Origin of the sequence: Burkholderia gladioli, from assembly GCF_000959725.1 — a bacterium.
Lineage (GTDB): Bacteria > Pseudomonadota > Gammaproteobacteria > Burkholderiales > Burkholderiaceae > Burkholderia > Burkholderia gladioli.
The window spans coordinates 2,499,247-2,522,622 of the sequence record NZ_CP009322.1 but is presented as its reverse complement, the minus strand read 5'-3'; the positions used below and the strand labels follow the sequence as shown (position 1 = coordinate 2,522,622).

Below are 23,376 nucleotides of genomic sequence, written 5' to 3'. Positions count from 1 at the left end.
ATAGACCGGGCGACGAAACCTGCCCGGACCGACTGGAGCGCATCCATGACCTTCGACCTGAGCCGACCGGGCGAGACCGCCTACCAGCCCGGCTTCGCGAATCACTTCGCGAGCGAGGCGCTGCCGGGCGCCTTGCCCGCCGCGCAGAACTCGCCGCAGCGCGCGCCTTACGGCCTGTACGCCGAGCAACTGAGCGGCACCGCCTTCACCGCGCCGCGCGCGCACAACCGCCGCTCCTGGCTGTACCGGATCCGCCCGGCCGCCGTGCACCGGCCGTTCGAGCCGCTGCCGCGCCCGCTCGCGCTGGTGGCCGAGTTCGGGGCCGAGTCGGCCGAGGTGCCGCCCACGCCGCCGAACCAGTTGCGCTGGGACCCGCTGCCGATCCCGACCGAGCCGACCGATTTCGTCGACGGCTGGGTGACCATGGCCGGCAACGGCTCGGCCGCCGCGATGAATGGCTGCGCGATCCATCTCTACGCGGCCAATCGCTCGATGCGCGAGCGCTTCTTCTACAGCGCCGACGGCGAGCTGCTGATCGTGCCGCAGCAGGGGCGCCTGTTCATCGCCACCGAGCTGGGCCGCCTCGACGTCGAGCCGCAGCAGATCGCGGTGATCCCGCGCGGCGTGCGCTTCACGGTGGCGCTGCCCGATGGCGAGGCACGCGGTTACGTCTGCGAGAACTTCGGCCAGGCGCTGCAACTGCCCGACCTCGGCCCGATCGGCTCGAACGGCCTGGCCAACCCGCGCGACTTCGAGACGCCGCACGCGGCCTACGAGGATCGCGAAGGCGATTTCGAGCTGGTCGCCAAGCTCAACGGCCGGCTCTGGCGCGCCGCGATCGGCCACTCGCCGCTCGACGTGGTGGCCTGGCACGGCAACTACGCGCCGTATCGCTACGACCTGCGCCGCTTCAACACCATCGGCTCGATCAGCTACGACCATCCCGATCCCTCGATCTTCCTGGTGCTGCAGGCGCCCAGCGACACGCCGGGCGTCGACACGCTCGACTTCGTGATCTTCCCGCCGCGCTGGCTGGCGGCCGAGTCGACCTTCCGGCCGCCCTGGTTCCACCGCAACGTGGCCAGCGAATTCATGGGCCTGATCCATGGCGCCTACGACGCCAAGGCCGAGGGCTTCGTGCCGGGCGGCGCGAGCCTGCACAACTGCATGTCCGGGCACGGGCCCGACGCGGGCACCTTCGAGAAGGCCTCGGCGGCCGATACCTCGCGCCCGCACAAGGTCGGCGACACCATGGCCTTCATGTTCGAGACGCGCACCCTGATCCGGCCGACGCGCTTCGCGCTGGAGACCTCGCAACTGCAGGCCGACTACTACCGCTGCTGGCAGGACCTCGCCAGGCACTTCAACCCGGAGCAACGATGACCGTCACCGACCTCGACGCCACGCTGGCCGCCTCGCTGCGCAGCTGGCTCGATTCGGCCAACCAGGCCGATTGCGATTTCCCGATCCAGAACCTGCCGTTCGGCATCTTCAGCGACGCGCGAGCGCCGCGCGCCGGCGTGGCGCTCGGCGACGCGATCGTCGACCTCGCCGCGCTGGCCGAGGCGGGCCTGCTCGCGGTGCCGGGCGCCGATGCGCGCGCGCTGTTCGAGGCGAGCACCCTGAACGGCTTCATCGCGCTGGGCCGGGACGCCTGGCGCGCGGTGCGCGTGCAGTTGAGCGCGCTGTTCGCGCAGGGCAACGCGCGCTTGCGCGACGACGCGGCGCTGCGCGAGCGCGTGCTGGTGCCGCAAGCCGGCGCGATGCTGCACCTGCCGGTCGAGATTCCCGGCTACACCGATTTCTATTCCTCGAAGGAGCACGCGACCAACGTCGGCTCGATGTTTCGCGATCCGAAGCATGCGCTGCTGCCGAACTGGTCCGAGATGCCGATCGGCTATAACGGCCGGGCGTCGTCGGTGGTGGTGAGCGGCACGCCGGTGCGCCGCCCGCTCGGCCAGTTGAAGCTGCCCGACCAGGAGCGGCCCGTGTTCGGCGCCAGCCGCCGGCTCGACATCGAGCTGGAGACCGGCTTCATCGTCGGCCGCGGCAACGCGCTCGGCGAGCCGATTCCCTGCGAGACGGCCGAGGAGCACATCTTCGGCATGGTGCTGCTCAACGACTGGAGCGCGCGCGACATCCAGCAATGGGAATACGTGCCGCTCGGGCCGTTCAATTCCAAGGGCTTCGCCACCACCATCTCGCCATGGATCGTCACGCTCGATGCGCTGGCGCCGTTTCGCGTCGCGCAGCCGAGGCAGGAGCCGCCGCCGCTGCCCTACCTGCGGCATGCCGGCGAGCATGGCTTCGACATCCGGCTCGAGGTGCGGCTGCAGCCCGAGGGCGCGGCCGAGCCGAGCGTGATCTCGCGCAGCAATTTCCGGCACATGTACTGGAGCATGGCGCAGCAACTCGCGCATCACACCGTGTCGGGCTGCAATACGCGGGTGGGCGACCTGATGGGCTCGGGCACCATCAGCGCGCCCGACCAGCACGGCTACGGCAGCCTGCTGGAGCTGAGCTGGGGCGGCAAGGCGCCGATCGCGCTGGCGGGCGGCGGCACGCGCGCCTTCATCGAGGACGGCGATACGCTGACGCTCGCCGGGCATTGCCAGGGCGACGGTTATCGCGTGGGTTTCGGCACCTGCGTGGGCACCATCCTGCCGGCGGCCGCGCACGACTTCGGCGGGGAGTGAGGCCATGTCCGCGCTCGCGCTTCATGGTTATTTCCGCAGCTCGGCCTCGTATCGCGTGCGGATCGCGCTGAACCTGAAGGGGCTCGACTACACGCAACTGCCCGTGCACCTGCTGCGCGGCGGCGGCGAGCAACTGGGCGAGGCCTATCGCCGGATCCATCCCGACGGGCTGGTGCCGGCGCTGGTGGATGGCGATGCGCCGCCGTTGCTGCAGTCGCTGGCGATCGTCGAGTATCTCGACGAGTGCTACCCCGAGCCGCCGTTGTTGCCGGCCGCGGCGGCCGATCGCGCCTATGTGCGCTCGGTGGCGCAGCAGATCGCCTGCGAGATCCATCCGCTCAACAACCTGCGCGTGCTCGGCTATTTGAAATCGACGCTCGGCGTGAGCGACGAGCAGAAGAGCGCCTGGTACGCGCACTGGATCGGCAATGGCTTCGCCGCGCTCGAACGGCGCCTGGCGGCCGAGCCGCGCGTGGGGCGCTTCGTGTGCGGCGACACGCCGGGCCTGGCGGATCTGTGCCTGGTGCCGCAGGTCTGGAATGCCAGGCGTTTCGCGATCGCGCTCGACGACTACCCGACCCTGGTCGGGCTTGACGAGCGTGCCGCCGCGCTGCCGGCCTTCGCGCGCGCGGAGCCTTCGCGGCAGCCCGATGCGGAACCGCCGCCGTCGAGGTAGAACGGGGCGGTGACGGGCCGCTGTCGAGGAAAGCGGCCCACACGACCCGGCGCGCTTCAGCCCGCCTCGTCACCCGAATCTGCCGGATCGCCCGCGTTGCCTGGGTCGCCATCCCGGCTGCCGCGGCCCATGCGGCGCGCCATGGCCGGGCTCACCGCATGTACCGGATCGAAGCCGAAGAAGGCCAGCAGCTGCCGGGCCACCTCGTCGCGTTCGTTGTCGGCGCAGATCATGTGGTAGCTGTCCTCGAGCACCACGCTGCGCGCATCGGGCAGCGTGTCCTGCAGGAAGGCCTGCGAGCGCAGGCTGGTCAGCTCGTCCTCGCGCGCGTGCACCACCAGGGTCGGGCAGCGCGTCTCGGGCGCGGCCGCCTGCACCCAGGCGCGCATGCGATCGACCTGCCCGACGCAGGACAGCGGCACCCAGGGATAGTGGAAATTGTCCTGGCGCTCGAATTTCTTCTTCACGATCGCGCGCACCAGCGGGTTCTTGATGCCGAACGGTTCGCCTTCCTCCACGCGCATGCGCCGGGCCAGTTGCGGCAGGCGATAGATCAGGTGGCGCAGCGGGCGATACCAGGGCGTCGACCAGCCGTCGATGAACACCGGCGCGGCCAGCAGCGCGAGCCGCCCGCGCGCGTGCTCGACGCGATGGCAGAGCAGCAGGGCGACCAGCGCGCCCATGCACATGCCGGCCACGTGCAGCGTGTCGTATTCCCCCTCGAGCTGCCGATACTGCTCGACCACCGCGTCGAGCCAGGCTTCCGCGCGCACCTCGGCGAGATCCTCGGGGCGCGTGCCGTGGCCGGGCAGGGTGATCATGTGCGCGTCGCCGCCGGCGCGCCGGATCGCCTTGTGCATCGAGCCGAGATCGTGACGCGTGCCGCCCAGCCCGTGGATCAGCAGAACGCCGGTGCGATCGTTCATGATGGCCGCGCCTAGTTAGCGCGATCCCCGAGCAGCCAGACGCCGGCGAACACCGCCACCTCGGCGCTTGCATCGCGCAGCGCGCTGCCGTGATCGACGATCGCCAGCGTGCCGCCGTCGGGCTGGATCACGCGCAGCCGCAAGGGCGCGCGCGTGTCCTGCGCCTGCTCGGCGGACCAGCTCTCTCGCAGGGCCGCGCGATCGTCGGGATGCAGGCGCTCGAGCAGCAGTGGCAGGCTCGCCACCTGCCCGGCGGCGATGCCCGCGCCGAACACGCGGCCGAGCTCGCCGGTCCATTCGAGCTGCCCCGATTGCGGGTCGAGCACGTAGGCGAGCTGGCCGGCGCCGGCCAGCGCCAGCGCCACGTTGTTCTGCTGGCGCGCGGCCTGTTCGTGCACGCGCTCTCGGTTGGTCTTCAGCGTGCTGACGGTGAGCACCAGCAGGGAGGCGATCGCGAGATAGAACTGCACTTCCAGCAGCGAGTGGCCGTGATGGTCGTCGAGCCAGGCGAACGGCCCGTCGTCCTGCGCGGTCAGGCCGATCGCGATCAGCGCCAGCACCAGCATCGACACCGAGCCGCTGCGCCCGCCCAGCAGGATGGTCACGACCACGGTCAGGAACATCGGGATGTAGGTCAGCGAGAACAGGATGCCGATGTCATCGATGCGCGCCGCCGATTCGCTGAAGACCAGCGTCGCGCTCACCACCATCAGCACGAAGCAGGCGATGCCGAGCCAGAGATCGAAGCGTTCATGGTCGCCCGAGCGATGGGCGCGAAAGCGCGACCACGAAGCCAGCACCGGCGTGACCAGCAGCACCCCGACGAAGCTCGCGGCCGCGCCGATCGCCACCGCGCCCAGCGTGGCATGGCCGCCGCGCAGGCTCAGCCAGGCCGCGTCGCCGAGCGCCGCCACCGCTCCGGCCAGCAGCCCCGCGAAGATCACCGAGCGCAGGAAATACAGGCCCTCGAGCGCGAAACCGGTACGCTGGATCAGCCACACGGCCAGGGCGGCCGCGCCGACGTCGTCGACGGCATACAGCAGGGCGTCGAGCCAGCGGCCCAGCTCGAAGCCGCCCAGCAGCCATTGCGCCAGCAGGAACAGGCCGCCGAGCAGGGGCCAGTCGCGCACCGGGCGCAGCATGAAGGCGCCGACCGTCACGCCGGTCGGCAGCCAGATGTAGTTGGTCGAGTCGTCGACGGCCCCGAGCCGATACGACAGGTAGCCGCTCAGCACATACAGCGCCACCCACCACCAGGCGGACGCGAATTCGGGTCTTGCGCGTGTCGTCGCCATCGAGCACTCCTTGCGGCCGGGCGTGGCCGACCTGTCTGTTCAGCACGCGATTGTACGCGCCCCGGACGCTCGTGGCGTGGCGACTCATGACGAACCGTCATCGATGTCCTGACCTCCCGGCCATTCGTCGCGGCGCCCGCGCGGCTTACGCTGCGAGCAGTCGCATCGAACCCGCGCCGCCCAGGCGAGCCGGCTCGATCGCGGTGGCGAACCCAATATTCAGTGATCCGGAGGACAGGACGATGTATGCAGTGACAGGTATTACCGGCAAGGTCGGGGGAGAAGTCGCGCGAACGCTGCTGGCCGCGGGCCTGCCGGTGCGCGCGGTGGTGCGCGACGCGGCCCGGGGCGCGCCCTGGGCCGCGCTCGGCTGCGAGGTGGCGGTGGCCGAGATCGGCGATGCCCAGGCGCTGGCCCGGGCCTTCGCCGGCACCGCGGGCGTGTTCTTCATGACGCCGCCGAACTACGATCCGGCGCCGGGCTTTCCCGAGACGGTGGAGAACTGCGAATCGATCCGCCATGCGATCGAGACGGCGCGGCCGGGCCGCGTGGTGTTCCTGTCGACGGTCGGCGCGCAGGTGGCCGAGCCCAACCTGCTGAACAACTCGCGGATGACCGAGACCATGCTGCGCACGCTCGACGTGCCGGTCGGCCTGCTGCGCGCCGCCTGGTTCATGGAGAACGCGGCCTGGGACGTCGAGGCCGCGCGGACCGGCACGATCCCGTCCTTCCTGCAGCCGCTCGATCATCCGATCCCGATGGTCGCCACGGTGGACATCGGCCGCACCGCCGCGGCCATGCTGCGCGAGGACTGGACCGGCACGCGCGTGGTCGAGCTGGAGGGCCCGCGCCGCTACAGCGCGAACGACATCGGCGCGGCCTTCGCGGCGGCGCTCGGTCATCCGGTGACGATGGCGCCGGTGCCGCGCGATACCTGGGAGGCGCTGTTCCGCTCGCAGGGCATGCAGTATCCGATGCCGCGCATCCGCATGATCGACGGCTTCAACGAAGGCTGGATCGATTTCGAGCGCGAGGGCAGCGAGCATCGCGTGGCCCCGACCACGCTGGAAACCGTGCTGAAGGGGCTGGTGGCGCACTGAGCGGCACGCCGCCCGAAGCCGGGTGTGTCGACGAGGCCCTCGCCGCGCAAGCGGCGAGGGCCTCGTACTTTGTCCGGCGTAATGATGCCGGCGCAATGAAACAGGGCCGATCCTGCGATCGGCCCCGCGAGCTTCCCGCGCGAACGGCGCGCGTGCATCAATGATGCGCGTAGAGCGGCTCGCCGGCCACCGGCGTCCGCGCGCTGCCGGCTTCGCCGCGCGCCGCGGGCTGCGTGCCGATGCCGGCGGCGGCCTGGCTCGCGTTCAGCTTCGCCTCGGCAGCCTGGATCGAGTCCGGGTAGTGGACGTCGTTGCGCGCGGGCCGGTAGCCGATGCTTTCGAGCCGGACCAGTTCCTCGCGCACCTGGGCGCGCGTGACGGTGGATTGCGCCTGCGCGGCGAGCGGCGCGGCGAGGCTGGCCGCGAGCAGCAGGATGGACCAACGAGATTGCATGATGAGACTCCCATGATGGTCAGGACAAGAAAGCTTGTCGCTCGACAGGAGGGATTGTCTCCAGGCAGGCCCGGTGGAAACAGGCACGCCGTCTCATCGCATCGATGCGGCGACGGCATCAATGCCGGCCCCGCATCGATGCGATGCCGCGCACGGGATTGCCCGGCGCGGGCGGCCTCGCCACAATCGGCATCACATGCCGTTCGACATGGCCGCCGCGCCGCTCACCCGTGAATTCAAGCCGGGCTTCGGCGCGGGCGCCGTCACGACACGGCACGGAACGATAGCGCGCCGGCTCCGGCATTTCCTGACATTCAAGCAAGCGGAGGACACATGGCAAGGATCTTCATCACCGGATCGACCGACGGGCTCGGGCTGATGGCCGGGCAACTGCTGGCACGGGACGGCCATCGCGTGGTGCTGCATGCGCGCAACGCCGAACGTGCCGACCATGCGCGCCGCCGCCTGCCGGAAGCCGAGGCGATCGTCAGCGGCGATCTCTCGACGCTCGACGCGATGCGCGAGGTGGCGGAGCAGGCGAACCGGCTGGGACAGTTCGATGCTGTGATCCACAACGTCGGCGTCGGTTATCGCGAGCGCCGCATCGAGACCGCGGATGGCTTGCCGCACGTGTTCGCGATCAACGTGCTGGCGCCCTACGTGCTGACCGCCTTGATGCATCGCCCGCGGCGCCTCGTTTATCTGAGCTCGGGCATGCATCGCGGCACCGCGGCGGCGCTCGACGACCTGGCCTGGACGCGGCGGCGCTGGAACGGTGCCGATGCCTATTCGGAAAGCAAGCTCTACGACGTGCTGCTGGCCTTCGCGGTGGCGCGGCGCTGGCCCGGCGTGCTGTCGAACGCGCTGGAGCCGGGCTGGGTGCCCACCCGCATGGGCGGGCCCGGCGCGCCCGACGATCTCGACCAGGCGCATCGCACCCAGGCCTGGCTCGCGGTGGGCGAGGACGAGGGCGCGCGGGTCAGCGCCCGGTATTTCTTCCACATGAAGCCGCGCCAGCCCGATCCGGCCACGCGCGAGGTGGCCTTGCAGGAGCGCCTGCTGGCCGAATGCGAACGCCTGTCGGGGGTGGCCTTGCCGGTGGAATGAGCCGGGGCGGCGGCGTTGCCGTCATCGCGCCCGGTGGTGGTGCCGCGCGCGGATTGCTGGCCCGCGCCTCAAGCCTTCGCGCGCGGCTTGCGCGAGGATCTGGCGGGCGGCACGAGCGGCGCGGCGTCGCCCGTGCCCGCGTCGGTCAGCGACACCACGAAATCGAGGAAGGCGCGCGTCTTCGCGGGCGGGTGATTGGCGCTCAGGTACAGCGCGTGGAGCGGGAAGCGCTCGTCGGGCCAATCGGGAAACAGCTCGACCAGCCGGCCCTCGGCCAGCAGCGCCTCGGAGCCGAGCGCCATCACCTGGGCCACGCCGTAGCCGGCCGCGCAGGCGCTCAGCATGGTGCCGACATCGTTGACCACCAGCCGCGCCTGCGTTTCGACCACGATGCGTTCGCGCTTGCGATGGAATTCCCAGGGAAACGGCCGGCCGCTCTCGGGATCGCGGAAGTCGATGCAGACGTGCCTGCCGTCGCCGAGCTCCTGCGGCTTGAGCGGGCGGCCGTGGCGCGCGAGGTAGTCGGGCGAGGCGACCGTGAGGATGCGCGTGTCGAGCAGCTTGCGCGCGCGCATCGCCGATTCGCGCGGCACGCCGAAGCGCACCGCGAGATCGAAGCCGTCCGCCACCAGGTCGCCGAGCTGGTCGCGCGTGACCAGCTCGAGCCGTAGTTCGGGATGCTGATTGAGGAAGGCCTCGAGGCGCGGTCCGAGCATCAGCCGCGAGAAGAACGGATCGATGTTCACGCGCAGCCGGCCGCGCACCACGGTGGCGCTGCCCGAGGCGATGGCGGCCGCTTCCTCCAGCCCGGAGAGCAGCGGCGTGATCTGCCGGTGGAAGCGCCGGCCCTCGTCGGTCAGCGACACGGCGCGCGTGCTGCGATCGAACAGGCGGATCTCGAGCCGCGTTTCGAGCCGCGCGATCGCGCGGCTCACGCCCGGTTGCGACATGTCGAGCCGCTCGGCCGCGGCGGCGAAGCTGCCGGCTTCCACCACGGCCACGAAGATGCTCATGCCGTTCAGTACGCGTTCGTCGAATCCCGGCATTCAGGCCTCCGTGCTCGTTGATGGGTGGCTTGCCGATCCTGCGCGACCTGCCGCGATCGGCTGCCGGCGACGATAGCACGGCGATGCCCGTGCCCGCGAGGCGCGTCGGGCGCGCTAAAGGCGGCTTCGGCCGGGCGAGCCGCGCCACGGCTGGTGCGCGGCGACCCATGCGGATCCGTCATCACGGCGATGACGCGCAGGGCATGGCGCGGGCCGCGCGGCGCCGGCATCATGCGCGCGGGCGCCAGCGGTGGCGCGCCACGACGGCCCGAAAATTGGTGTTGTCACAATGTTCGGCTAGAATAGCGCCTGTCTTAGGGGAGTAGTCTGCTTCGCCTCCCCGGCGAAGCGCCGACGTCAACATATTTGGCCAGCATGGCCATGGCGTCGGCAGCCGTTGTTGTCCACGGCCTGACGAGACTTATGACGTTTCCCTCCACCCTGGCCGGGCGGGAGGGTTGCGTCATGGTTGCGTCGCCCGGCCCGTGGAGATAATAAAAGTGTCCCTCAATCCCTCCTGCCGTACCCGTCTCGCCATCGCGGAGTCGTCGCGATGATCCTCACCTTCGTTCTCCTGATCGCCGCGGCCGGCATCATCTATTTTTCCTGCGAAACCTTCGTCAACGGCGTGGAATGGCTCGGCCAGAAGCTGAACCTGACACAGACCGCCACCGGCACGATCCTCGCCGCGTTCGGCACGGCCCTGCCCGAGAGCGTGGTCACCCTGGTCGCGGTGGCCTTCGGCACCACCCCGGCGCACAAGGAAATCGGCGTGGGCGCCGCGATCGGCGGCCCGCTGGCGCTGAGCACGGTGGCCTACGCGGTGGTCGGCTTCGCGCTGCTGGCGGTGGCCAGGAAGCTCGGCCGCGCGCGCGAGGTGGATGCCAACACCGCGCAACTGCGCCGCGACCAGCTCTGGTTCCTGGCCATCTTCGTGGCCAAGATCGGCCTCGGCCTGGTGGTGTTCCAGTACAAGCCGCTGCTCGGCATCGCCTTCCTGGCGGCTTATGCGCTGTATTGCTGGCGCGAGCTGACGGCTGACGGCGACGGCAGCGAACACGGCGATCTCGAGCCCTTGATGCTGCGTCCGCGCTCCGACAATCCGGCGATGGGCTGGGTGGTCCTGCAGACGGTGGGCGCGCTGGTGGTGATCTTCGCCGCCTCGCACCTGTTCGTCGGCCAGATCGAGGCGGTCGGCCCCTGGCTCGGCCTGAGCCCGCAGCTCACGGCGCTGCTGTTCAGCCCGATCGCCACCGAGCTGCCCGAGATCATGAACGCGGTGATCTGGGTGCGGCAGGGCAAGGAGCGCCTGGCGCTGGCCAACATCAGCGGCGCGATGATGATCCAGGCCACCATCCCGACCGCGTTCGGGCTGTTCTTCACGCCCTGGCATCTCGCCTCGCCGTCGATCCTTGCGGCCGTGATGACGGCCATCGCGATCGTGTTCCTGCAGTTCGTGTTCCGCGCGCGCCGCGTCAGCAGCCGCCTGCTGACCTGCGTCGGCGGCTTCTATGCGGTGTTCGCCGGGCTGCTGCTGGTGATCTGAGCAAGCCGCCGGGCGGCAAGGCCGCCGCGAGGCGCCGAGGGGGGCGCGACGCGGCGAGCCGGGCCGGCGACGACGCAGTCCTGCCGGCGTGCGGCCCGCCCGCCTCGCCTATTCGATCATCCAGCGCGACAGGCCATGTCGTCCGCTCAGGCCGAGTTTGAGGCGAGCGCGCTTCAGGTAGGTCTCGACGGTGCCCGAGCGCAGGTCCAGCTCGTCGCAGATCGCCGACAGCGTGTAGCCGGACAGGTTCAGCAGGCAGACCTGCTGCTCGCGCAGCGACAACGTGATGTTCTGCTGGTCGAGGCGCGCTCGAAAGCGCTGCGGCAGCGTGTCGGCGCCCTGGCCGGATAGCGTCGACGGCTCTGTCGCGTTGGCCGGCAGCGCATCGGCGGCCGCGGGCGGCTGCATCAAGGCATGCTGCTCGACCAGCGGAAGCAGCGCCTTCGACAACTCGTCGAGCGTGGCGAACTCCTCGGGCCGAAACCCGGCGCGCCCGCCGTTGCGCCGCAACAGCATCACGAAATCCACCTGCGCGCGACGCATCAGTATCAGGCAGCGATGGCCGGGAGCCGGCGCGGTCTCGCCCGGCTCGGCCTGGCGCGGCGCGAGCGGGAACAGGCGCGGGCCGTCCTGCTCCGAGTCGGGCTCGGGCAGCAGGCCGCCGAGTTCGCACTCCTGCAGTTCCGGGCCGTGCAGCGTGGCGATGCCGAGCCGTCGGCCATGATGCGGATCGCGGCGCCGGACCGCGACCTGCATCAGGTCGATCGCGACCGCGCCTTCGATCAGCTGCTGCATGGTCGAGAAGAATCGAGGGCTTCCGACATTCGAAATCACCCTGCCGAGTTTCACGATGCTGTCGCGCATGGATAGCCCCCGTGATGGTTTCCGGCGCGGCATGGGCCTGGCCCGCGCTGGTCTTTCATGCCGGGAATGGCGGACGGGCCGAGGCGGCTCGTTTCGCCGCGACGACCGCCGCGAAACCGGTGGGAAAAAAAGGCAAGGCTGGAGCCAGGGTTCGCATGATGAGTGGATCTCTCGGTGTCATTTTGTTCTTGCCGGCCATTGGCCGGGACGCACGGCACTATCAAAATGATTCGTCGTTTCAACGAGGTACATTGCAGGATGTCGAATTTCCGAATGCCGGTTCCGGGTTCGCGATATGAAAAGATCAATATCTGGACAGGTAAATCCAGGGCCGGCGGGCGTCAACGATCCATATTGCCTTTCTGTGTAAATCCTCAAGAAATTATGAATTGTTTCGAAATCCAAAATTCAAGTGTCATAAATACCATGATCGCGGGCGGGGCGGAAGCGCCATGCAGCCCGTTGGCCTCGCCGGCCGACGACGCCATCGGTGCTTGTCGTCGGAATCGGGGGCAGGCGCGGGCTTATGCCTGCGTGCAGCGCATGCCCGGATGCGCTGATTGCCGATATGCCACGATCCTGATTGAAGCATAATGACCGGAGAATTCGATATTCTCGGCTTGATGTTTTTGTTATTGATGTTTTTGTTATTGATGTTGAATGAAGGCTTGGGTGGGCCGATTCGTCTGGCTTATTTTGTATGGCGAAATAATGGAGTTGAAAGATAAAAATGCAATGATGCCGATTATCTCGCCGGTCTTGTCATGGCGAGCGTCGACGTGATCGTGAAGAGAGAGCATCACGGCGGGAAGCGGCGCCTCGTGCGCCGCGGCGGTGTCCCGCGCACGATCGGCGGCTTGCCTGCGCGACGGCGAGGCCGATCGACGGAAGGCGCTGTGTGCATGCAGTTTCCGAGGAGTGTGAGAATTGGACAATTTTTTCGCGAAGATCGGGCAGGTGATCACCGACAGCGGTACCGACAATTTCCTGGCGGGCATTCACCGCCTGATCAACGACTACGTGCCGGTCGACGTGACCGAGGCGAGCAACTGGACACTCGACGAGAAGCGGCGCACGGTGACGGCGGTCCAGCGCCTGGGTAGCTGGGGCGGCGCGGCGAGGCGTGACGAGGCGGATGCCGCGATCGTCGGCCGGATCGTCGATGCCAAGGATTCCCAGTTGATCCACCTGAAGCCGCGCGCGATCACGGGCGAGGCGCAGCAGGCCGGTGACACGGTATGCCGGTGCATTCTGCTGCATCGTCAGGAGAACTGCCGTTACGTCATCTCCCTGTACCGTGCCTCGCGGCACAGCCAGGACTTCTCGCTGCAGGAGCTGTCGGCGTTGAAGCAGATCTCCGATGCGATCCTGCCGGCGCTCGGCCATCATGCGCGCAAGAAGACCCAGAAGCCCTGGGCCGAGATGCCGCCGTCGATCGCGCCGGCCCCGGCGGAAAGCCAGGCCGCGCGGCTGCAGCGCAGCTTCGACGAGCGTTTGCGGCGGATCGGCGTGAGGCTGTCGAGCCGCGAATACCAGGTCTGCCTGGCCCATCTGCGCGGCCATACCCTGCCCGCGATCGCGCGCCAGCTCAGCGTGCGCGAGAGCACCGCCGCCACCTACTTCCGGCGCGCCGGGATCAAGCTCAACCTGAGCGGGCGCCACGGCTTCGCGAAGTGGATGCTCGGCACCGCCTGAGCGCGCTCGCATCTTGCCGCCGGCATGCGCCGGCGGCCTGTCTTCAGGCGGCGGCTGGCGCCTCCTCCAGCAGCTTGCGCATCGCCGTGGCGACGTGGGGATTCGCGTCGTCAGCGAGGCCCTGGGCGATGCCGCGCCAGAGCGGATCGTCGAGGAAGTAGAGCGCGAGCGCCTTCAGTTCCGGAAAGCGCTCGCCTTCGGCGCTGCTCGCGAGATGCAGCGCGTCGAGGTAGTCGCCGCGCTCGATGCAGGCGGACAGCCTCAGCGTCAGCGATTCGCGCGAGGCCGGCGCCTCGGCGTGCAACTGCTGCAGCAGCGCCTCGGCTTCGGCCTCGCGCCCTTGCTGGCGCGCCGCCTGCCAGGCGTCGTGGATCGTGCTGGGATCGGTCATGTCGGGAAGGAGCCGCGCGAGGCGGCTCGAATGGGCCTGCTCAGGCCTTGTGGAACGAGCCCGGAGGCATCTTCGAGAACAGGTCGGCCAGCGAGGCGTCCTTGGGCAGCGGGCTGCCCTTTTCCGCGATGCCCTTGCCCAGGCCCTGCATCAGGGCGCCGAGCGCCTGCATGCCGGCGTCCTTGGGCAGCGCGCCGCCACCCTTCTTCGCCTCGATGGCCGAGGCCAGTGCCGAGATATCGATCTTGCCGCTGATTGCGGTTGCCATGATTCCTCCTTGGGATAGACAGGCCAGGGCATTACAGCCGAGCGGGCCGCGCCGGTCCCCGCCGCGGGCGAATGCGCGGCCCGCGAGCCGAAACCGATAGCCGCCTGAAAGCCGGATGAAGACTGCCCGAAGGCCGCGCGCCGCCGGCCGGGCCGCCGGCGCGCGGCCGACCTTAACAGTTCCTTGACATCCGCCTCCCTAGAATCCGAATCGCAAACAACAATCATTTTCATTTACGCGTAAGGATCAGCATGTTGTCGTATCGGGGAAGGCGTGGCCGGCCGTCGGGCTTGTTGACCGGGCTGCTGGGTACCACCCTCGGCATCGCCATGATGTCGGGTGCGCAGGCACAGACGCGAACGGAGCCGCCAGCGCCGTCGCAGGCACCAGCAGCGGCCGGCACGAACGGGGCGGCGGCGCAAGCGGCCGCGACGCCGGGCACCGCCGGGGCGACGACCCAGGCCGTCGGCCCAACCACGGCCGCCCAGGGCGGCGCCCAAACCACCGCCCAAACCACCGCCAAGGGCACCAGCCAGGCCGCCGCCGCGCTGCCGGCCATGACGATCCACGGCGGGCGCTCCGCCTACCAGGCCGAGTTCGTCCACTCGGACCAGTTCACGCAGCCGATCCTCGACATGGCGCAGAGCGTCTCGGTGATCCCGAAGAAGGTGCTCGACGAGCAGCAGGCGCAGAGCCTGCAGGACATCCTGCGCAACGTGCCCGGCATCACCTTCACCTCGGGCGAGGGCAACCTCGGCTGGGGCGACATGTTCACGATTCGCGGCTTCTCGTCCGAGCAGAGCTTCACCGTCGACGGCATCCGCGATGCCGGGCTGGCGAGCCGCATGGACACCTTCGACACCGAGAGCGTGGAGGTCTTCAAGGGCACCGGCACCATCGAGTCGGGCGTGGCGGCGCCGGGCGGCAGCGTCAACCTGGTGACCAAGGAAGCGCACCTGGGCGATGCCTACCACCTACAGGGTTCGCTGGGCAGCGCGAGCTACCGCCGCGTGACGGCCGATCTCAACAAGCAGCTCGGCGACAACACCGCGCTGCGCCTGAACCTGATGCGCCATACCAACGACGTGGACGGCCGCGCGGTCACCCACTACGACCGCTGGGGCGTGGCCGGCTCGCTGGCGATGGGCCTGGGCACGCCCACCACGGTGACGATCGACTACCTGCACCAGCACGACGACAACGTGCCCGACGGCGGCATCCCGATCCAGCGCGGCACCGGCGGCGCGCCGATGCCGGGCGTGGCGCGCAACGCCTGGTACGGCGACCCGAACCTCTACACCGATCGCACCGAGACCAACCGCGTGACGGTGAAGGTCGCGCACGACGTCAACGACAACGTGCACCTGTCCAACATCACGCGCTGGGAGCAGACCGACCGCGTGACCGTGCTCTCGCCGGCGCGCTTCAACAGCACGGCCGGCACCTCGCTCGGCTACGTCGGCAGCGGGCCGTTGATCACCAGCGGCTCGGGCGTGCTCTCATACAGCGGCTTCGCGCCGGCCCCGATCGCCGGCGGCCAGGCGGTCCTGCGCGGCAACAACTTCGGGACTGCCAAGCGTTACGACATCCTCGCCAACGAGACCAACCTGAATCTCGCGTTCGACACCGGCCACGTGCACCACGACGTGGTGGCCGGCGCCGAGTTCTATCACGAGCGTTACGGCGATTTGACCAGCGTGGTGGACGGCCCCGCCTTCAATCCGGTGATGTCGCTGGCCAACCCCTACGGCACCAGCATGGGCTCGGTGCCGACCCTGGAAGGCGGCGCCGGCGACTACGCAGCCGTCAACGACGGCGGCGTCTACCTGCGCGACACCGTCACGCTGACGTCCAAGTGGATCGTCGACGGCGCGATCCGCTACGACCGCTTCTCGGTCAGGCAGGTGAACGGCGCGGCGGGGGCGCACACGGTCCAGCGCAGCAACGACGGCGCCTGGAGCGGCCGCGCCGGCCTGACCTACAAGCCGGTGCCCTACGGCAGCCTGTATGCCTCCTACAGCCAGGCGACCCAGCCCTCGGCGGTGGGCGGCACCACCAACAACGTGATCTACGGCGACACCACCAGCCAGAGCGTGAAGCCCGCCACCGCCAAGACCTGGGAAGTGGGCACCAAGTGGGACCTGTTCGAACGGCGCCTGTCGCTGACGGGCGCGCTGTTCCGCACCGAGCTGAGCGATTCCTGGGATTACGGCGACAGCACCACCACGGTGGTGCGCGAGCTGCCGCCCAAGCGCGTGGACGGCATCGAGCTGGGCCTGTCGGGCAACCTGACCGAGAAATGGACCGCCTTCGCCGGTTTCGCCGGCATGCGCGGGCGCATCACCAAGGGCGCCAACGCGGGCGCGCGGCCCGGCAACGTGCCGAACGCCACCTTCAACCTGTGGACCTCGTACCAGCTCACGCCGAAGCTCGCGCTGAGCTACGGCGTGCAGTACGTCGGCACGCGCCGTTACACCGACAACGCCTACGTGGGCGGCCAGAACAACAACAGCAGCACGGTGAACGGGCCGAACGGCAAGCATCCCGTGTACGTGGCCGACAACGAGAAGGCGCCGGCCTTCTGGCTGCATTCGCTGGCCGCGCGCTACGAGGTGGACAAGCACCTGACGCTGAGCCTGAACGTGCAGAACCTGTTCAACAAGTTCTACTACTCGGCGATCGGCGCCTCGCTCGATGGCTACCAGATCTACGGCGTGCCCGGCGCGGGCCGCACCGTGATCCTGAGCGCCGACCTGAAGTTCTGAGCGTCGCGTCGCCGAGTCAATGACGGGCGGCCCCGCCTGCCGGGCGCGGCCGCTGTTTCGAACCGGCAAGGAGGATGAGCATGATGGTCGAGGTACCGGGCGTGTTCAGCCCGGAGGAAGCGAGGGCGATCGCGGCGCGGCTGCGCGCGGCCGCATGGGTGGACGGCCGCGTCACGGCCGGCGCGCAGTCGCAGCGCGTGAAGGACAACCGGCAACTGGCCGGCGACGACCCGCTGGCGCGCGAGATCGGCGACGAGATCATCCGGCGTCTCGCGCAGCACGCGGTGTTCATGTCGGCCGCGCTGCCCAGGAAGATCTATCCGCCGCTGTTCAACTGCTACGCGGGTGGCGAGGCCTTCGGCTTCCATGTCGACAATGCCGTGCGCGGCATCCGCGAATCGCGCGAGCGCGTGCGCACCGACCTGTCGGCCACGCTGTTCCTGAGCGAGCCCGACAGCTACGAGGGCGGCGAGCTGGTGGTGCGCGACACCTTCGGCGAGCATGCCGTCAAGCTCGCGGCCGGCAACCTGGTGCTCTACCCGGGTTCGAGCCTGCATCGCGTGGCGCCCGTCACGCGCGGCGAGCGGCTCGCCTCGTTCTTCTGGGTCGAGAGCCTGGTGCGCGAGGATGCGCAGCGCAGCCTGCTGCTGGAGATGGACGTGGCGATCCAGCGGCTCACGCAGCAGGGCGCCGACGAGGCCTCGCTGCTGCAACTGACGGGCAGTTATCACAACCTGCTGCGGATGTGGGCCGATAGCTGAGCCGCGGGCGGGGCACTGGACCTTGCACGCGCTGTCAGGCGTGGTTCGAGGCACCCGGCGCGGCCGGCTCGTCGCGCAGGTCGATACGGAACCGGCAGCCTCGCCCCGGTGCCGAATCGAGCGTCACGCGCCAGCCCTGGTGCTGGCAGATCCGCTGCACCAGCGACAGGCCGAGGCCGAGATTGTCGGCGCCGGCGTTGGTGCCTTGCACGAAGGGGGCGAACATGGCGGCCTGCGCCTCGGGCGCGATGCCCGGGCCGTCGTCCTCGACTTCCAGCGAGCGCGCGGTGGCGCGCACGCGGATCCGCGTGCCGCCGCCGGCATGCTGCAGGGCATTGCGGATCAGGTTCGACAGCACGATGCGCAGCAGTGCAGACGGATAACGCGGCGCGGCCAGCATCTCCGGCTCGTCGATCGCCAGTTCCAGCGCGAAGCCGAGTTGCGTGGCGCGCGCCTGCCAGCGCTGCGTCTCGTCGCGCGCCACGCCGATCGCCTCGGCATGCGCGAAGCCGTGCGTGTCGCCGGCGCCGCGCGAGAGCATCAGATAGGCCGCCAGTTGCTGGTCGATTTCCCGGGCCGCGCCCTGCATGCGCTGCAGGCGCGCGCGCTGCGCCTCGGCCAGCGCCGGATCGTCGAGCAGCAGCTCGGCCGAGCTCGAGATCACCATCAGCGGCGTGCGCAGCTCGTGGCCCACGTCGGCCGTAAACAGCCGCTCGCGCTGCAGTGCCGCCTCGAGCTGGTTGTAGGTCTCGTCGAAGGCGGCCGCCAACTGGCCGATCTCGTTGTCGGGGTATTCGTGCGCGAGGCGCGTCTGCGGCGGCAGCGCGGGGCGCTCGCCGACCTGCGCGGCCAGCCGCAGCAGCGGCCCGACGAAGCGCCGCGTGGTGACGCCGCCCAGCAGGAAGGCGAGGATCAGCGCGCCGGCCATGCTGGCCACCGCGATCCAGTGCGAATGCTGCTGGCGCTGCTCGAACTCGGTGTAGTCGCGCAGCAGCAGGTAGCGCACCTGGTCCTGGTCGTCGACCATCGCATGCCATTCGCGGCCCTCGTGCTCGATCTTGCTGAAGCCGAGCGGCAGCGCGCGCAGCCAGGGCGGAAACGCGTCGCTGCCGGGCGCGCCGTGGAAGAAGCGGTCCTCGCGGCCCACGTCGCGGCCGCTCAGGTATTCGTCGCGGATCCGCTTGACGGCCATGCCCATGTCGATGCGCTGCAGGTGCACTTCCAGCGTGTCGATGGTCCACAGCGAGGCGAGCGAGAGCAGGGTGCCCACCACCGCCGCGAGCAGCACGTAGGTGAGCAGCAGTTGGCGCGCCAGCGTGCGCCTAGGCTTGCGCACGCTGCGGGTCCTGCAACTGGTAGCCGATGCCGTGCACGGTGCGCAGGAGCGGCACCGCGTAGGGCTTGTCGATCACCTGGCGGATCAGGTGGACGTGGGTGCGCAGGCTGTCGCTGTCGGGCGGCGAATCGAGCCACAGCGCTTCCTCAAGCCGCGCGCGATGGACCACGGCGGGGCTCGCCTGCATCAGGATCTGCAGCAGCTTGAGCGGCGCGGGCGGCAGCCGCAGCGTGTCGCCCGCGCGCGTCAGGGCGCGCGTTTCGGTGTCGTAGACCAGGTCGGCCACCTGCAGCGTGCGCGCGGCCGGGCGGCGCGAGCGATGCAGCAGCGCCTTGACGCGCGCGGCCAGCTCGGCCAGCGCGAAGGGCTTGACGAGGTAGTCGTCGGCGCCGGCGTCGAAGCCCTGCAGGCGATCGTCGAGCGTGTCGCGCGCGGTCACCATGATGAGCGGCGTCTCCAGCCGCGCCTCCTCGCGCAGCTTGCGGCACAGGCTGTAGCCGTCGAGCCTGGGCAGCATCAGGTCGAGCACGATCAGGTCGAATTCGTGCGCGGTGGCGAGCGCATAACCCTGCTGGCCGTCGAACGCGCAATCGACGATGTAGCCGCGATTGCCGAGGTGGCCGGAGATATTGGCGAGGATGTCGGGATCGTCTTCGATGACGAGGATACGCATGGGCGGTGCCGCGAAGGGGCGAACGGGAATCGTCGCCGATTCTATCGCGCGGCAGGCGCTTGCGCGCGGTGCTGGGGAAGTTGAAAGCCGGCGGCGCGGGAATCTCGCCGCGCCGCCGGCCGGGCGATGCTTAGGCGCCCTTGAGAAATGCCGTCAGGTGGCGGTTGAAGGCGCTCGGGCGCGCGAGGTTCATGCCGTGCGAGGCACCCTCGATGGTCACGCGCGAGGCATTCGGGATCCAGGTGGCCAGCGCGCCGACGTTCTCGCGGAACATCGCCGGGCTCTTCTCGCCGTCGATCAGCAGGGTCGGGCAGGCGATGCCGCCGGCCAGCTCGGTCGAGTAGGCCGGCAGCGGGTCGCGCAACTGCATCGACAGGGTGCGGGCGTTGTCGGTGGCCATGGTGCGGAAGCCCGGCGTGCTCTTCTGCCAGGTGCCGGGACGGCTCACGGAATCGACGAACAGCTCCAGGCCGGCGGCCACCTCGCCATTGGCGATCAGCGTCACGGCGCGCGTGCGCAGGCGCTTGGTTTCCAGCGAGGCGGTGGGCGCGGCCAGGTTCGGCACGCCGCTCAGCGAGCCGCCCGGATCGCACAGCGTCAGCGAGCGCACCAGTTCCGGGTAGCGATGCGCCATGTAGAAGGCCACGCAGCCGCCGCGCGAATGCCCGACCAGGTGCACCGGGCCGGCGCCGAGCTGGCGCACGAAGGCGCCGAGCTGGTCGGCGTGGGTGCTCCAGCTGAAGGTGGGCAGCGCCTCGGAGGGCTCGGCCGGCCAGTAGTGCGTGAGGCTCGGCGCGAGGCAGGCGAACTGCGGGGCGAGGCCCGACAGTTGCGGCTGCCAGAAGCGGAAGTCGCAGAGCGAGCCGTGCACGAACACGACGAGATCGCCTTCGCCCGTCTGGACGTAGGGCATCTTAATGATGGGGCCGGGACCGGGCAGGTCCAGCGAAACGGGTGCGGCGAGAGAGGCGACGGGGTTCACGATCGTTCTTGGTGGAGTTACGGGCGTCATGATAATGGATTTCCCTGATATGTCGCGTCTGTGTGAAAAAACGACAACGACGTGGGTGCAGCATCCAATTCCGTCTGATAAATAATAAGCAATTGTTTTTGTTGAAATTATTTGCGTTGCTGCGATGCGGGATCGTCCTCGCAACGGCAGGCGAGATTGTTGTTTGAATTTGTAGTAATTAGGGAATGCAAGGGGCGTTTCGCCGCGTGTGCACGTTTCGCGACGCTGACACGGAAGCTGGCTTGACTTGCTGAAATGATTTTGAAAGCTGGCGACGATCAACCGGCTTTCGGGCAGGCCTGCCGGGCCTGCTGCATGCCCTGGTCGTAGGCGGCGGCGAAATCGGCCGCCGACAGTGTGGCGCCGAAACGCGCCGCGAGCCGTTCGCGCGGCCACTTGCCGTTGCCGGCCGACGCGGCGAGCAGGGCATAGGCGATCGAGGTCGCCGGGTCCTGCGCGCCGAACTGGCCGCTGCCATAGGCGTTGGCCAGCAGCCCGGCGGCCAGCGGATCGCAGTTGCCGGCGGCATCCCGCAGGTGCTCGCGTGCCTCGCCGCGCCATTGCCGCACGCGCGGGTCGTCGGGGTTGTCGCCGAGCGCGGCGCTGCCCTGGCCGAACGGCCCTTCGATGAAGTAGTCGACTTGCGCGTCGCCGCGCCCGGCGCGGGCGGCCTGGGCCAGGAACTGCAGGCGCTCGTCGACCTGCGCGGCGCTGACGTTCGCGCAAAGCCGTGCCTCGCGGCTCGCCGATGCTCGGGAGTCCGATGCAGCCGCGTCGCCCGCCGGCTGCCGCGTGGCCGCCTCGGCGCAGACCGATTCGGCCAGGTAGACATGCCAGGCCGCATCGGCGTCGCCGCGCCGGGCCGCGCCCGCGTACTGGTCGACATATTGCGCGACGGTCTTGCCGCCGAGATCGACCAGGCGCCCGCTGCTGCCCACCAGTTGCGCGCCCGCGTCGTCGACGGCGACGCGCCCGGCCGGCGCCTCGGGATTCGAGAAGCTCGATGCGCCGGTGCTCCCGAGCTTCGAGACCACCGGCGCGCTGACCGGCGCCGAACTTCTCACCGGCTTGCCGCCGCGCGCGAAGCACCAGGCGAGCACGAGCGCGAGCGCCACCAGCGTGATCGCTGCTGTTCCCAGGCGGCGTGCTCGTCGTGTGCTCATGGCGGCGGCCTGCTTACCAGAGATAGCAGTAGGTTTCGTTGCTCTCGAGGTTGTTGCCGAGCGCCGGCTGCGAGAGATCCTTGACCCAGCCGTTCGGCTCGTCGGGCGTGGGCGTGTCGCCGCAGTTGGTGTGCACCCAGTGGATGCCGACGTCGCCGCCGGTATAGAGCTGGCCGCACAGCTCGAGCTGGTCGCCGACGCGGATCTGCGTCAGCGGATCGGGCACGCTCTTCTGGTTGCGGCGGTAGCCGTTCGCGAACACGTTGTCCATCGCCACGTCGTAGGTCCGGCCGTCGGTGCCGCGCAGGTTCACGTGCGTGTGCGAGAGATAGATGCCCTGGCGCTGCGAGCCCGACACGAACACGGGCGAGGTCAACACGGTGCCGGTGAGCAGCGAGCCGCCCTGGCAGAGATCAGCCGCCGAGGCGGTCAGGGAAGCGGACATCGAAGCGGCGGCCAGTGCCAGGCCGATCAGGATTTTTTTCAATCTGGATTCCCCCTCAGGAATGGAATGTCGAACGGACATCGCACCGATGCCGAGGCGCGCGACGCGATGTCGGCGACTACGGTAACGAAGCCTCGATGACGTCGCGATGAATTCGCGAGCCCTGATCGCGATCATTTCGCATGCGTCGCCGGATGGCCGGACATGCGCATCGGTCTCAGCACAATAGGCGCTGCGCGTGGCTTATGCGAGCGACAAAATGATTGCGTCGCCAAGCATCGATGATGATCGCGATCGATGCGGGATTCGTATCGCGCCGGTGCGGAGTGAGGCCTGCTCCGATTTACAATCGAGGCCTTCATGGCCGATTCCGTATTCAATTCCGCTGCTCTCATGCCCGCCTCCGACTCCACCGACACCGGCAATTCGTTCCATGCCGCCGACGCGAGCGGCAAGCTCGACCGATCGTCTTCCGAGCCCGCTTGCCGGGCGATCCTCTGGGACATGGACGGCACGCTCGCCGATAGCGAGCCGCTGCATTTCGCCTCGCTGTCGGCTGCCTTGCATCACTTCGGCGTGCAGGCCGACGAGGCGCTGCATGCGCTGACCGTCGGCATGACCGGGCGCGATGCCTACCGCTTCTGCGTCGAGCGTTACGGGCAGGCATTCGATTTCGCGCTGTGGTCGCAACTGCGCTCCGATGCCTTTGCCGCTGGCCTCGGAACGTTGCGCGCACGCGAGGGCGCGCTCGCGCTGTGCCGTGCCGCCCAGCGCGCGGGTTTGCGCCAGGCCGTGGTGTCGAACGCGGGGCGCGGCACGCTCGACGCCGGCATCGGCGCGCTCGGCCTGGATGCCTGGCTGACGGTATCGATCAGCGCGCACGACGTGGCGGCCGGCAAGCCCGCGCCCGACGGCTATCGGCTTGCCGCCGCGCGGCTCGGCGTGAGCGCCGCCGAGGCGGTGGTGGTCGAGGACAGCCCGCTCGGCGCGCAGGCGGGCGTGGCTGCCGGCATGCGCGTGCTGGCCTGGCTCGATGCCGCGAGCGATGCGCGCGCCTATCCGCGCGAGGCGCGGGTGGTGCGGAGTGCGAAGGAACTGGCGGATGCGCTGGGCCTGGCGATCGATCGCCAGGCGTGATCGGCTGGCTCGCGGCGCCC

The 23,376-nt window shown here is 69.3% G+C and carries 24 protein-coding genes and 1 riboswitch; of the genes, 11 read left to right on the top strand and 13 right to left on the bottom strand.

Going from position 1 to position 23,376, the window contains the following annotated elements; translation table 11 throughout:
- Positions 1–45 precede the first annotated feature (45 nt).
- The 3 genes from hmgA to maiA are packed head-to-tail and all read left to right on the top strand — an operon-like array spanning position 46 to position 3,372.
- On the top strand, positions 46–1,383 hold the full coding sequence (gene hmgA / locus BM43_RS11270) for a homogentisate 1,2-dioxygenase (protein WP_036055529.1): 1,338 nt from the start codon (positions 46–48) through the stop codon (positions 1,381–1,383).
- Positions 1,380–2,696, top strand: coding sequence for a fumarylacetoacetase (fahA, locus tag BM43_RS11265; RefSeq protein WP_036055530.1), 1,317 nt, complete (start codon positions 1,380–1,382; stop codon positions 2,694–2,696). The genes hmgA and fahA overlap by 4 nt, the downstream gene beginning before the upstream one ends.
- Positions 2,697–2,700: 4 nt before the next feature.
- Positions 2,701–3,372, top strand: a complete 672-nt coding sequence (gene maiA, locus BM43_RS11260) for a maleylacetoacetate isomerase (RefSeq protein ID WP_036055531.1) — start codon at positions 2,701–2,703, stop codon at positions 3,370–3,372.
- Positions 3,373–3,428: 56 nt separating this feature from the next.
- Here maiA and BM43_RS11255 read toward each other — a convergent pair whose 3' ends face one another.
- Together BM43_RS11255 and BM43_RS11250 are read right to left on the bottom strand one after the other, a co-directional pair.
- On the bottom strand, positions 3,429–4,298 hold the full coding sequence (locus BM43_RS11255) for an alpha/beta hydrolase (RefSeq protein ID WP_036055532.1): 870 nt from the start codon (positions 4,296–4,298) through the stop codon (positions 3,429–3,431).
- An 11-nt stretch (positions 4,299–4,309) separates the two neighbouring features.
- Complete coding sequence (locus BM43_RS11250) at positions 4,310–5,593, bottom strand: MASE1 domain-containing protein (protein ID WP_036055533.1); 1,284 nt, start codon at positions 5,591–5,593, stop codon at positions 4,310–4,312.
- A 242-nt stretch (positions 5,594–5,835) separates the two neighbouring features.
- Between BM43_RS11250 and BM43_RS11245 the strand changes: the two genes are divergently transcribed.
- The gene (locus tag BM43_RS11245; RefSeq protein ID WP_017919297.1) at positions 5,836–6,693 is read left to right on the top strand and encodes an NmrA family NAD(P)-binding protein; all 858 of its coding nucleotides are present in this window, start codon (positions 5,836–5,838) and stop codon (positions 6,691–6,693) included.
- A gap of 157 nt (positions 6,694–6,850) precedes the next feature.
- Here BM43_RS11245 and BM43_RS11240 read toward each other — a convergent pair whose 3' ends face one another.
- A complete protein-coding gene (locus tag BM43_RS11240; protein WP_013691203.1) occupies positions 6,851–7,147 on the bottom strand; it encodes a DUF4148 domain-containing protein in 297 nt (98 codons plus the stop codon).
- A 333-nt stretch (positions 7,148–7,480) separates the two neighbouring features.
- On the opposite strand from BM43_RS11240, the gene BM43_RS11235 reads away from it, so the two are divergent.
- Positions 7,481–8,254, top strand: coding sequence for an SDR family NAD(P)-dependent oxidoreductase (locus BM43_RS11235; RefSeq protein ID WP_036055534.1), 774 nt, complete (start codon positions 7,481–7,483; stop codon positions 8,252–8,254).
- 68 nt (positions 8,255–8,322) lie between these two features.
- Here BM43_RS11235 and BM43_RS11230 read toward each other — a convergent pair whose 3' ends face one another.
- Positions 8,323–9,300, bottom strand: coding sequence for a LysR family transcriptional regulator (locus BM43_RS11230; RefSeq protein ID WP_036055535.1), 978 nt, complete (start codon positions 9,298–9,300; stop codon positions 8,323–8,325).
- A 305-nt stretch (positions 9,301–9,605) separates the two neighbouring features.
- Positions 9,606–9,787: riboswitch (yybP-ykoY riboswitch) on the top strand.
- 66 nt (positions 9,788–9,853) lie between these two features.
- Between BM43_RS11230 and BM43_RS11225 the strand changes: the two genes are divergently transcribed.
- The gene (locus tag BM43_RS11225) at positions 9,854–10,846 is read left to right on the top strand and encodes a sodium:calcium antiporter (protein ID WP_013691200.1); all 993 of its coding nucleotides are present in this window, start codon (positions 9,854–9,856) and stop codon (positions 10,844–10,846) included.
- 108 nt (positions 10,847–10,954) lie between these two features.
- Here the strand turns inward: BM43_RS11225 and BM43_RS37490 are convergent, their stop codons facing one another.
- Positions 10,955–11,641: a LuxR C-terminal-related transcriptional regulator gene (locus BM43_RS37490; RefSeq protein WP_157693250.1), complete on the bottom strand. Its 687-nt coding sequence runs from the start codon at positions 11,639–11,641 to the stop codon at positions 10,955–10,957.
- An 80-nt stretch (positions 11,642–11,721) separates the two neighbouring features.
- Between BM43_RS37490 and BM43_RS40305 the strand changes: the two genes are divergently transcribed.
- Positions 11,722–12,009, top strand: a complete 288-nt coding sequence (locus tag BM43_RS40305) for a hypothetical protein (RefSeq protein ID WP_144417646.1) — start codon at positions 11,722–11,724, stop codon at positions 12,007–12,009.
- 348 nt (positions 12,010–12,357) lie between these two features.
- Here the strand turns inward: BM43_RS40305 and BM43_RS40300 are convergent, their stop codons facing one another.
- Complete coding sequence (locus BM43_RS40300; RefSeq protein WP_144417645.1) at positions 12,358–12,645, bottom strand: hypothetical protein; 288 nt, start codon at positions 12,643–12,645, stop codon at positions 12,358–12,360.
- On the opposite strand from BM43_RS40300, the gene BM43_RS11215 reads away from it, so the two are divergent.
- Positions 12,638–13,405 (top strand): helix-turn-helix transcriptional regulator, encoded by a 768-nt coding sequence (locus BM43_RS11215; RefSeq protein ID WP_036055536.1) that lies wholly within the window; start codon positions 12,638–12,640, stop codon positions 13,403–13,405. The two genes, BM43_RS40300 and BM43_RS11215, sit on opposite strands and share 8 nt — an antisense overlap.
- A gap of 43 nt (positions 13,406–13,448) precedes the next feature.
- On the opposite strand, the gene BM43_RS11210 is transcribed toward BM43_RS11215, so the two are convergent.
- Both BM43_RS11210 and BM43_RS11205 read right to left on the bottom strand, forming a co-directional pair.
- Entirely contained in the window at positions 13,449–13,796 is a 348-nt protein-coding gene (locus BM43_RS11210; protein WP_052409096.1) for an HrpB1 family type III secretion system apparatus protein, read from the bottom strand.
- A 40-nt stretch (positions 13,797–13,836) separates the two neighbouring features.
- Positions 13,837–14,064 (bottom strand): hypothetical protein, encoded by a 228-nt coding sequence (locus BM43_RS11205; protein WP_036055537.1) that lies wholly within the window; start codon positions 14,062–14,064, stop codon positions 13,837–13,839.
- Positions 14,065–14,354: 290 nt separating this feature from the next.
- Between BM43_RS11205 and BM43_RS11200 the strand changes: the two genes are divergently transcribed.
- Together BM43_RS11200 and BM43_RS11195 are read left to right on the top strand one after the other, a co-directional pair.
- Positions 14,355–16,829 carry a TonB-dependent receptor gene (locus BM43_RS11200; protein ID WP_232484034.1) on the top strand — a complete coding sequence of 825 codons (2,475 nt, stop codon included), beginning with the start codon at positions 14,355–14,357 and terminating at the stop codon, positions 16,827–16,829.
- A gap of 80 nt (positions 16,830–16,909) precedes the next feature.
- Positions 16,910–17,590, top strand: coding sequence for a Fe2+-dependent dioxygenase (locus tag BM43_RS11195; protein ID WP_036055539.1), 681 nt, complete (start codon positions 16,910–16,912; stop codon positions 17,588–17,590).
- Between the two features lie 34 nt (positions 17,591–17,624).
- Here the strand turns inward: BM43_RS11195 and BM43_RS11190 are convergent, their stop codons facing one another.
- From BM43_RS11190 to BM43_RS11170, 5 genes are all read right to left on the bottom strand, one after another.
- Positions 17,625–18,926, bottom strand: coding sequence for a sensor histidine kinase (locus tag BM43_RS11190; protein WP_036055540.1), 1,302 nt, complete (start codon positions 18,924–18,926; stop codon positions 17,625–17,627).
- Positions 18,913–19,599 carry a response regulator transcription factor gene (locus BM43_RS11185; protein WP_025100653.1) on the bottom strand — a complete coding sequence of 229 codons (687 nt, stop codon included), beginning with the start codon at positions 19,597–19,599 and terminating at the stop codon, positions 18,913–18,915. Before BM43_RS11185 ends, BM43_RS11190 begins: the two co-directional genes overlap by 14 nt.
- 130 nt (positions 19,600–19,729) lie before the next feature.
- Positions 19,730–20,581 (bottom strand): alpha/beta fold hydrolase, encoded by an 852-nt coding sequence (locus BM43_RS11180; protein ID WP_080741980.1) that lies wholly within the window; start codon positions 20,579–20,581, stop codon positions 19,730–19,732.
- A gap of 308 nt (positions 20,582–20,889) precedes the next feature.
- On the bottom strand, positions 20,890–21,774 hold the full coding sequence (locus BM43_RS11175) for a sel1 repeat family protein (RefSeq protein WP_144417644.1): 885 nt from the start codon (positions 21,772–21,774) through the stop codon (positions 20,890–20,892).
- A gap of 13 nt (positions 21,775–21,787) precedes the next feature.
- Positions 21,788–22,261 carry a hypothetical protein gene (locus BM43_RS11170; RefSeq protein WP_226284739.1) on the bottom strand — a complete coding sequence of 158 codons (474 nt, stop codon included), beginning with the start codon at positions 22,259–22,261 and terminating at the stop codon, positions 21,788–21,790.
- Positions 22,262–22,579: 318 nt separating this feature from the next.
- Between BM43_RS11170 and BM43_RS11165 the strand changes: the two genes are divergently transcribed.
- Positions 22,580–23,356, top strand: a complete 777-nt coding sequence (locus BM43_RS11165) for an HAD family hydrolase (RefSeq protein WP_226284738.1) — start codon at positions 22,580–22,582, stop codon at positions 23,354–23,356.
- The last annotated feature ends 20 nt before the right edge of the window (positions 23,357–23,376 follow it).

Bases quoted from the DNA above. Each gene is read 5' to 3' on its own strand.
- BM43_RS11250 (WP_036055533.1), bottom strand. From the start codon at position 5,593: ATGGCGACGACACGCGCAAGACCCGAATTCGCGTCCGCCTGGTGGTGG.
- BM43_RS11165 (WP_226284738.1), top strand. From the start codon at position 22,580: ATGGCCGATTCCGTATTCAATTCCGCTGCTCTCATGCCCGCCTCCGAC.
- BM43_RS11195 (WP_036055539.1), top strand. From the start codon at position 16,910: ATGATGGTCGAGGTACCGGGCGTGTTCAGCCCGGAGGAAGCGAGGGCG.
- BM43_RS11245 (WP_017919297.1), top strand. From the start codon at position 5,836: ATGTATGCAGTGACAGGTATTACCGGCAAGGTCGGGGGAGAAGTCGCG.
- BM43_RS11225 (WP_013691200.1), top strand. From the start codon at position 9,854: ATGATCCTCACCTTCGTTCTCCTGATCGCCGCGGCCGGCATCATCTAT.
- hmgA (WP_036055529.1), top strand. From the start codon at position 46: ATGACCTTCGACCTGAGCCGACCGGGCGAGACCGCCTACCAGCCCGGC.
- BM43_RS11235 (WP_036055534.1), top strand. From the start codon at position 7,481: ATGGCAAGGATCTTCATCACCGGATCGACCGACGGGCTCGGGCTGATG.
- BM43_RS37490 (WP_157693250.1), bottom strand. From the start codon at position 11,641: ATGCAGCAGCTGATCGAAGGCGCGGTCGCGATCGACCTGATGCAGGTC.
- BM43_RS11255 (WP_036055532.1), bottom strand. From the start codon at position 4,298: ATGAACGATCGCACCGGCGTTCTGCTGATCCACGGGCTGGGCGGCACG.
- BM43_RS11240 (WP_013691203.1), bottom strand. From the start codon at position 7,147: ATGCAATCTCGTTGGTCCATCCTGCTGCTCGCGGCCAGCCTCGCCGCG.
- maiA (WP_036055531.1), top strand. From the start codon at position 2,701: ATGTCCGCGCTCGCGCTTCATGGTTATTTCCGCAGCTCGGCCTCGTAT.
- fahA (WP_036055530.1), top strand. From the start codon at position 1,380: ATGACCGTCACCGACCTCGACGCCACGCTGGCCGCCTCGCTGCGCAGC.
- BM43_RS11205 (WP_036055537.1), bottom strand. From the start codon at position 14,064: ATGGCAACCGCAATCAGCGGCAAGATCGATATCTCGGCACTGGCCTCG.
- BM43_RS11230 (WP_036055535.1), bottom strand. From the start codon at position 9,300: ATGCCGGGATTCGACGAACGCGTACTGAACGGCATGAGCATCTTCGTG.
- BM43_RS11210 (WP_052409096.1), bottom strand. From the start codon at position 13,796: ATGACCGATCCCAGCACGATCCACGACGCCTGGCAGGCGGCGCGCCAG.
- BM43_RS11185 (WP_025100653.1), bottom strand. From the start codon at position 19,599: ATGCGTATCCTCGTCATCGAAGACGATCCCGACATCCTCGCCAATATC.
- BM43_RS11175 (WP_144417644.1), bottom strand. From the start codon at position 21,774: ATGAGCACACGACGAGCACGCCGCCTGGGAACAGCAGCGATCACGCTG.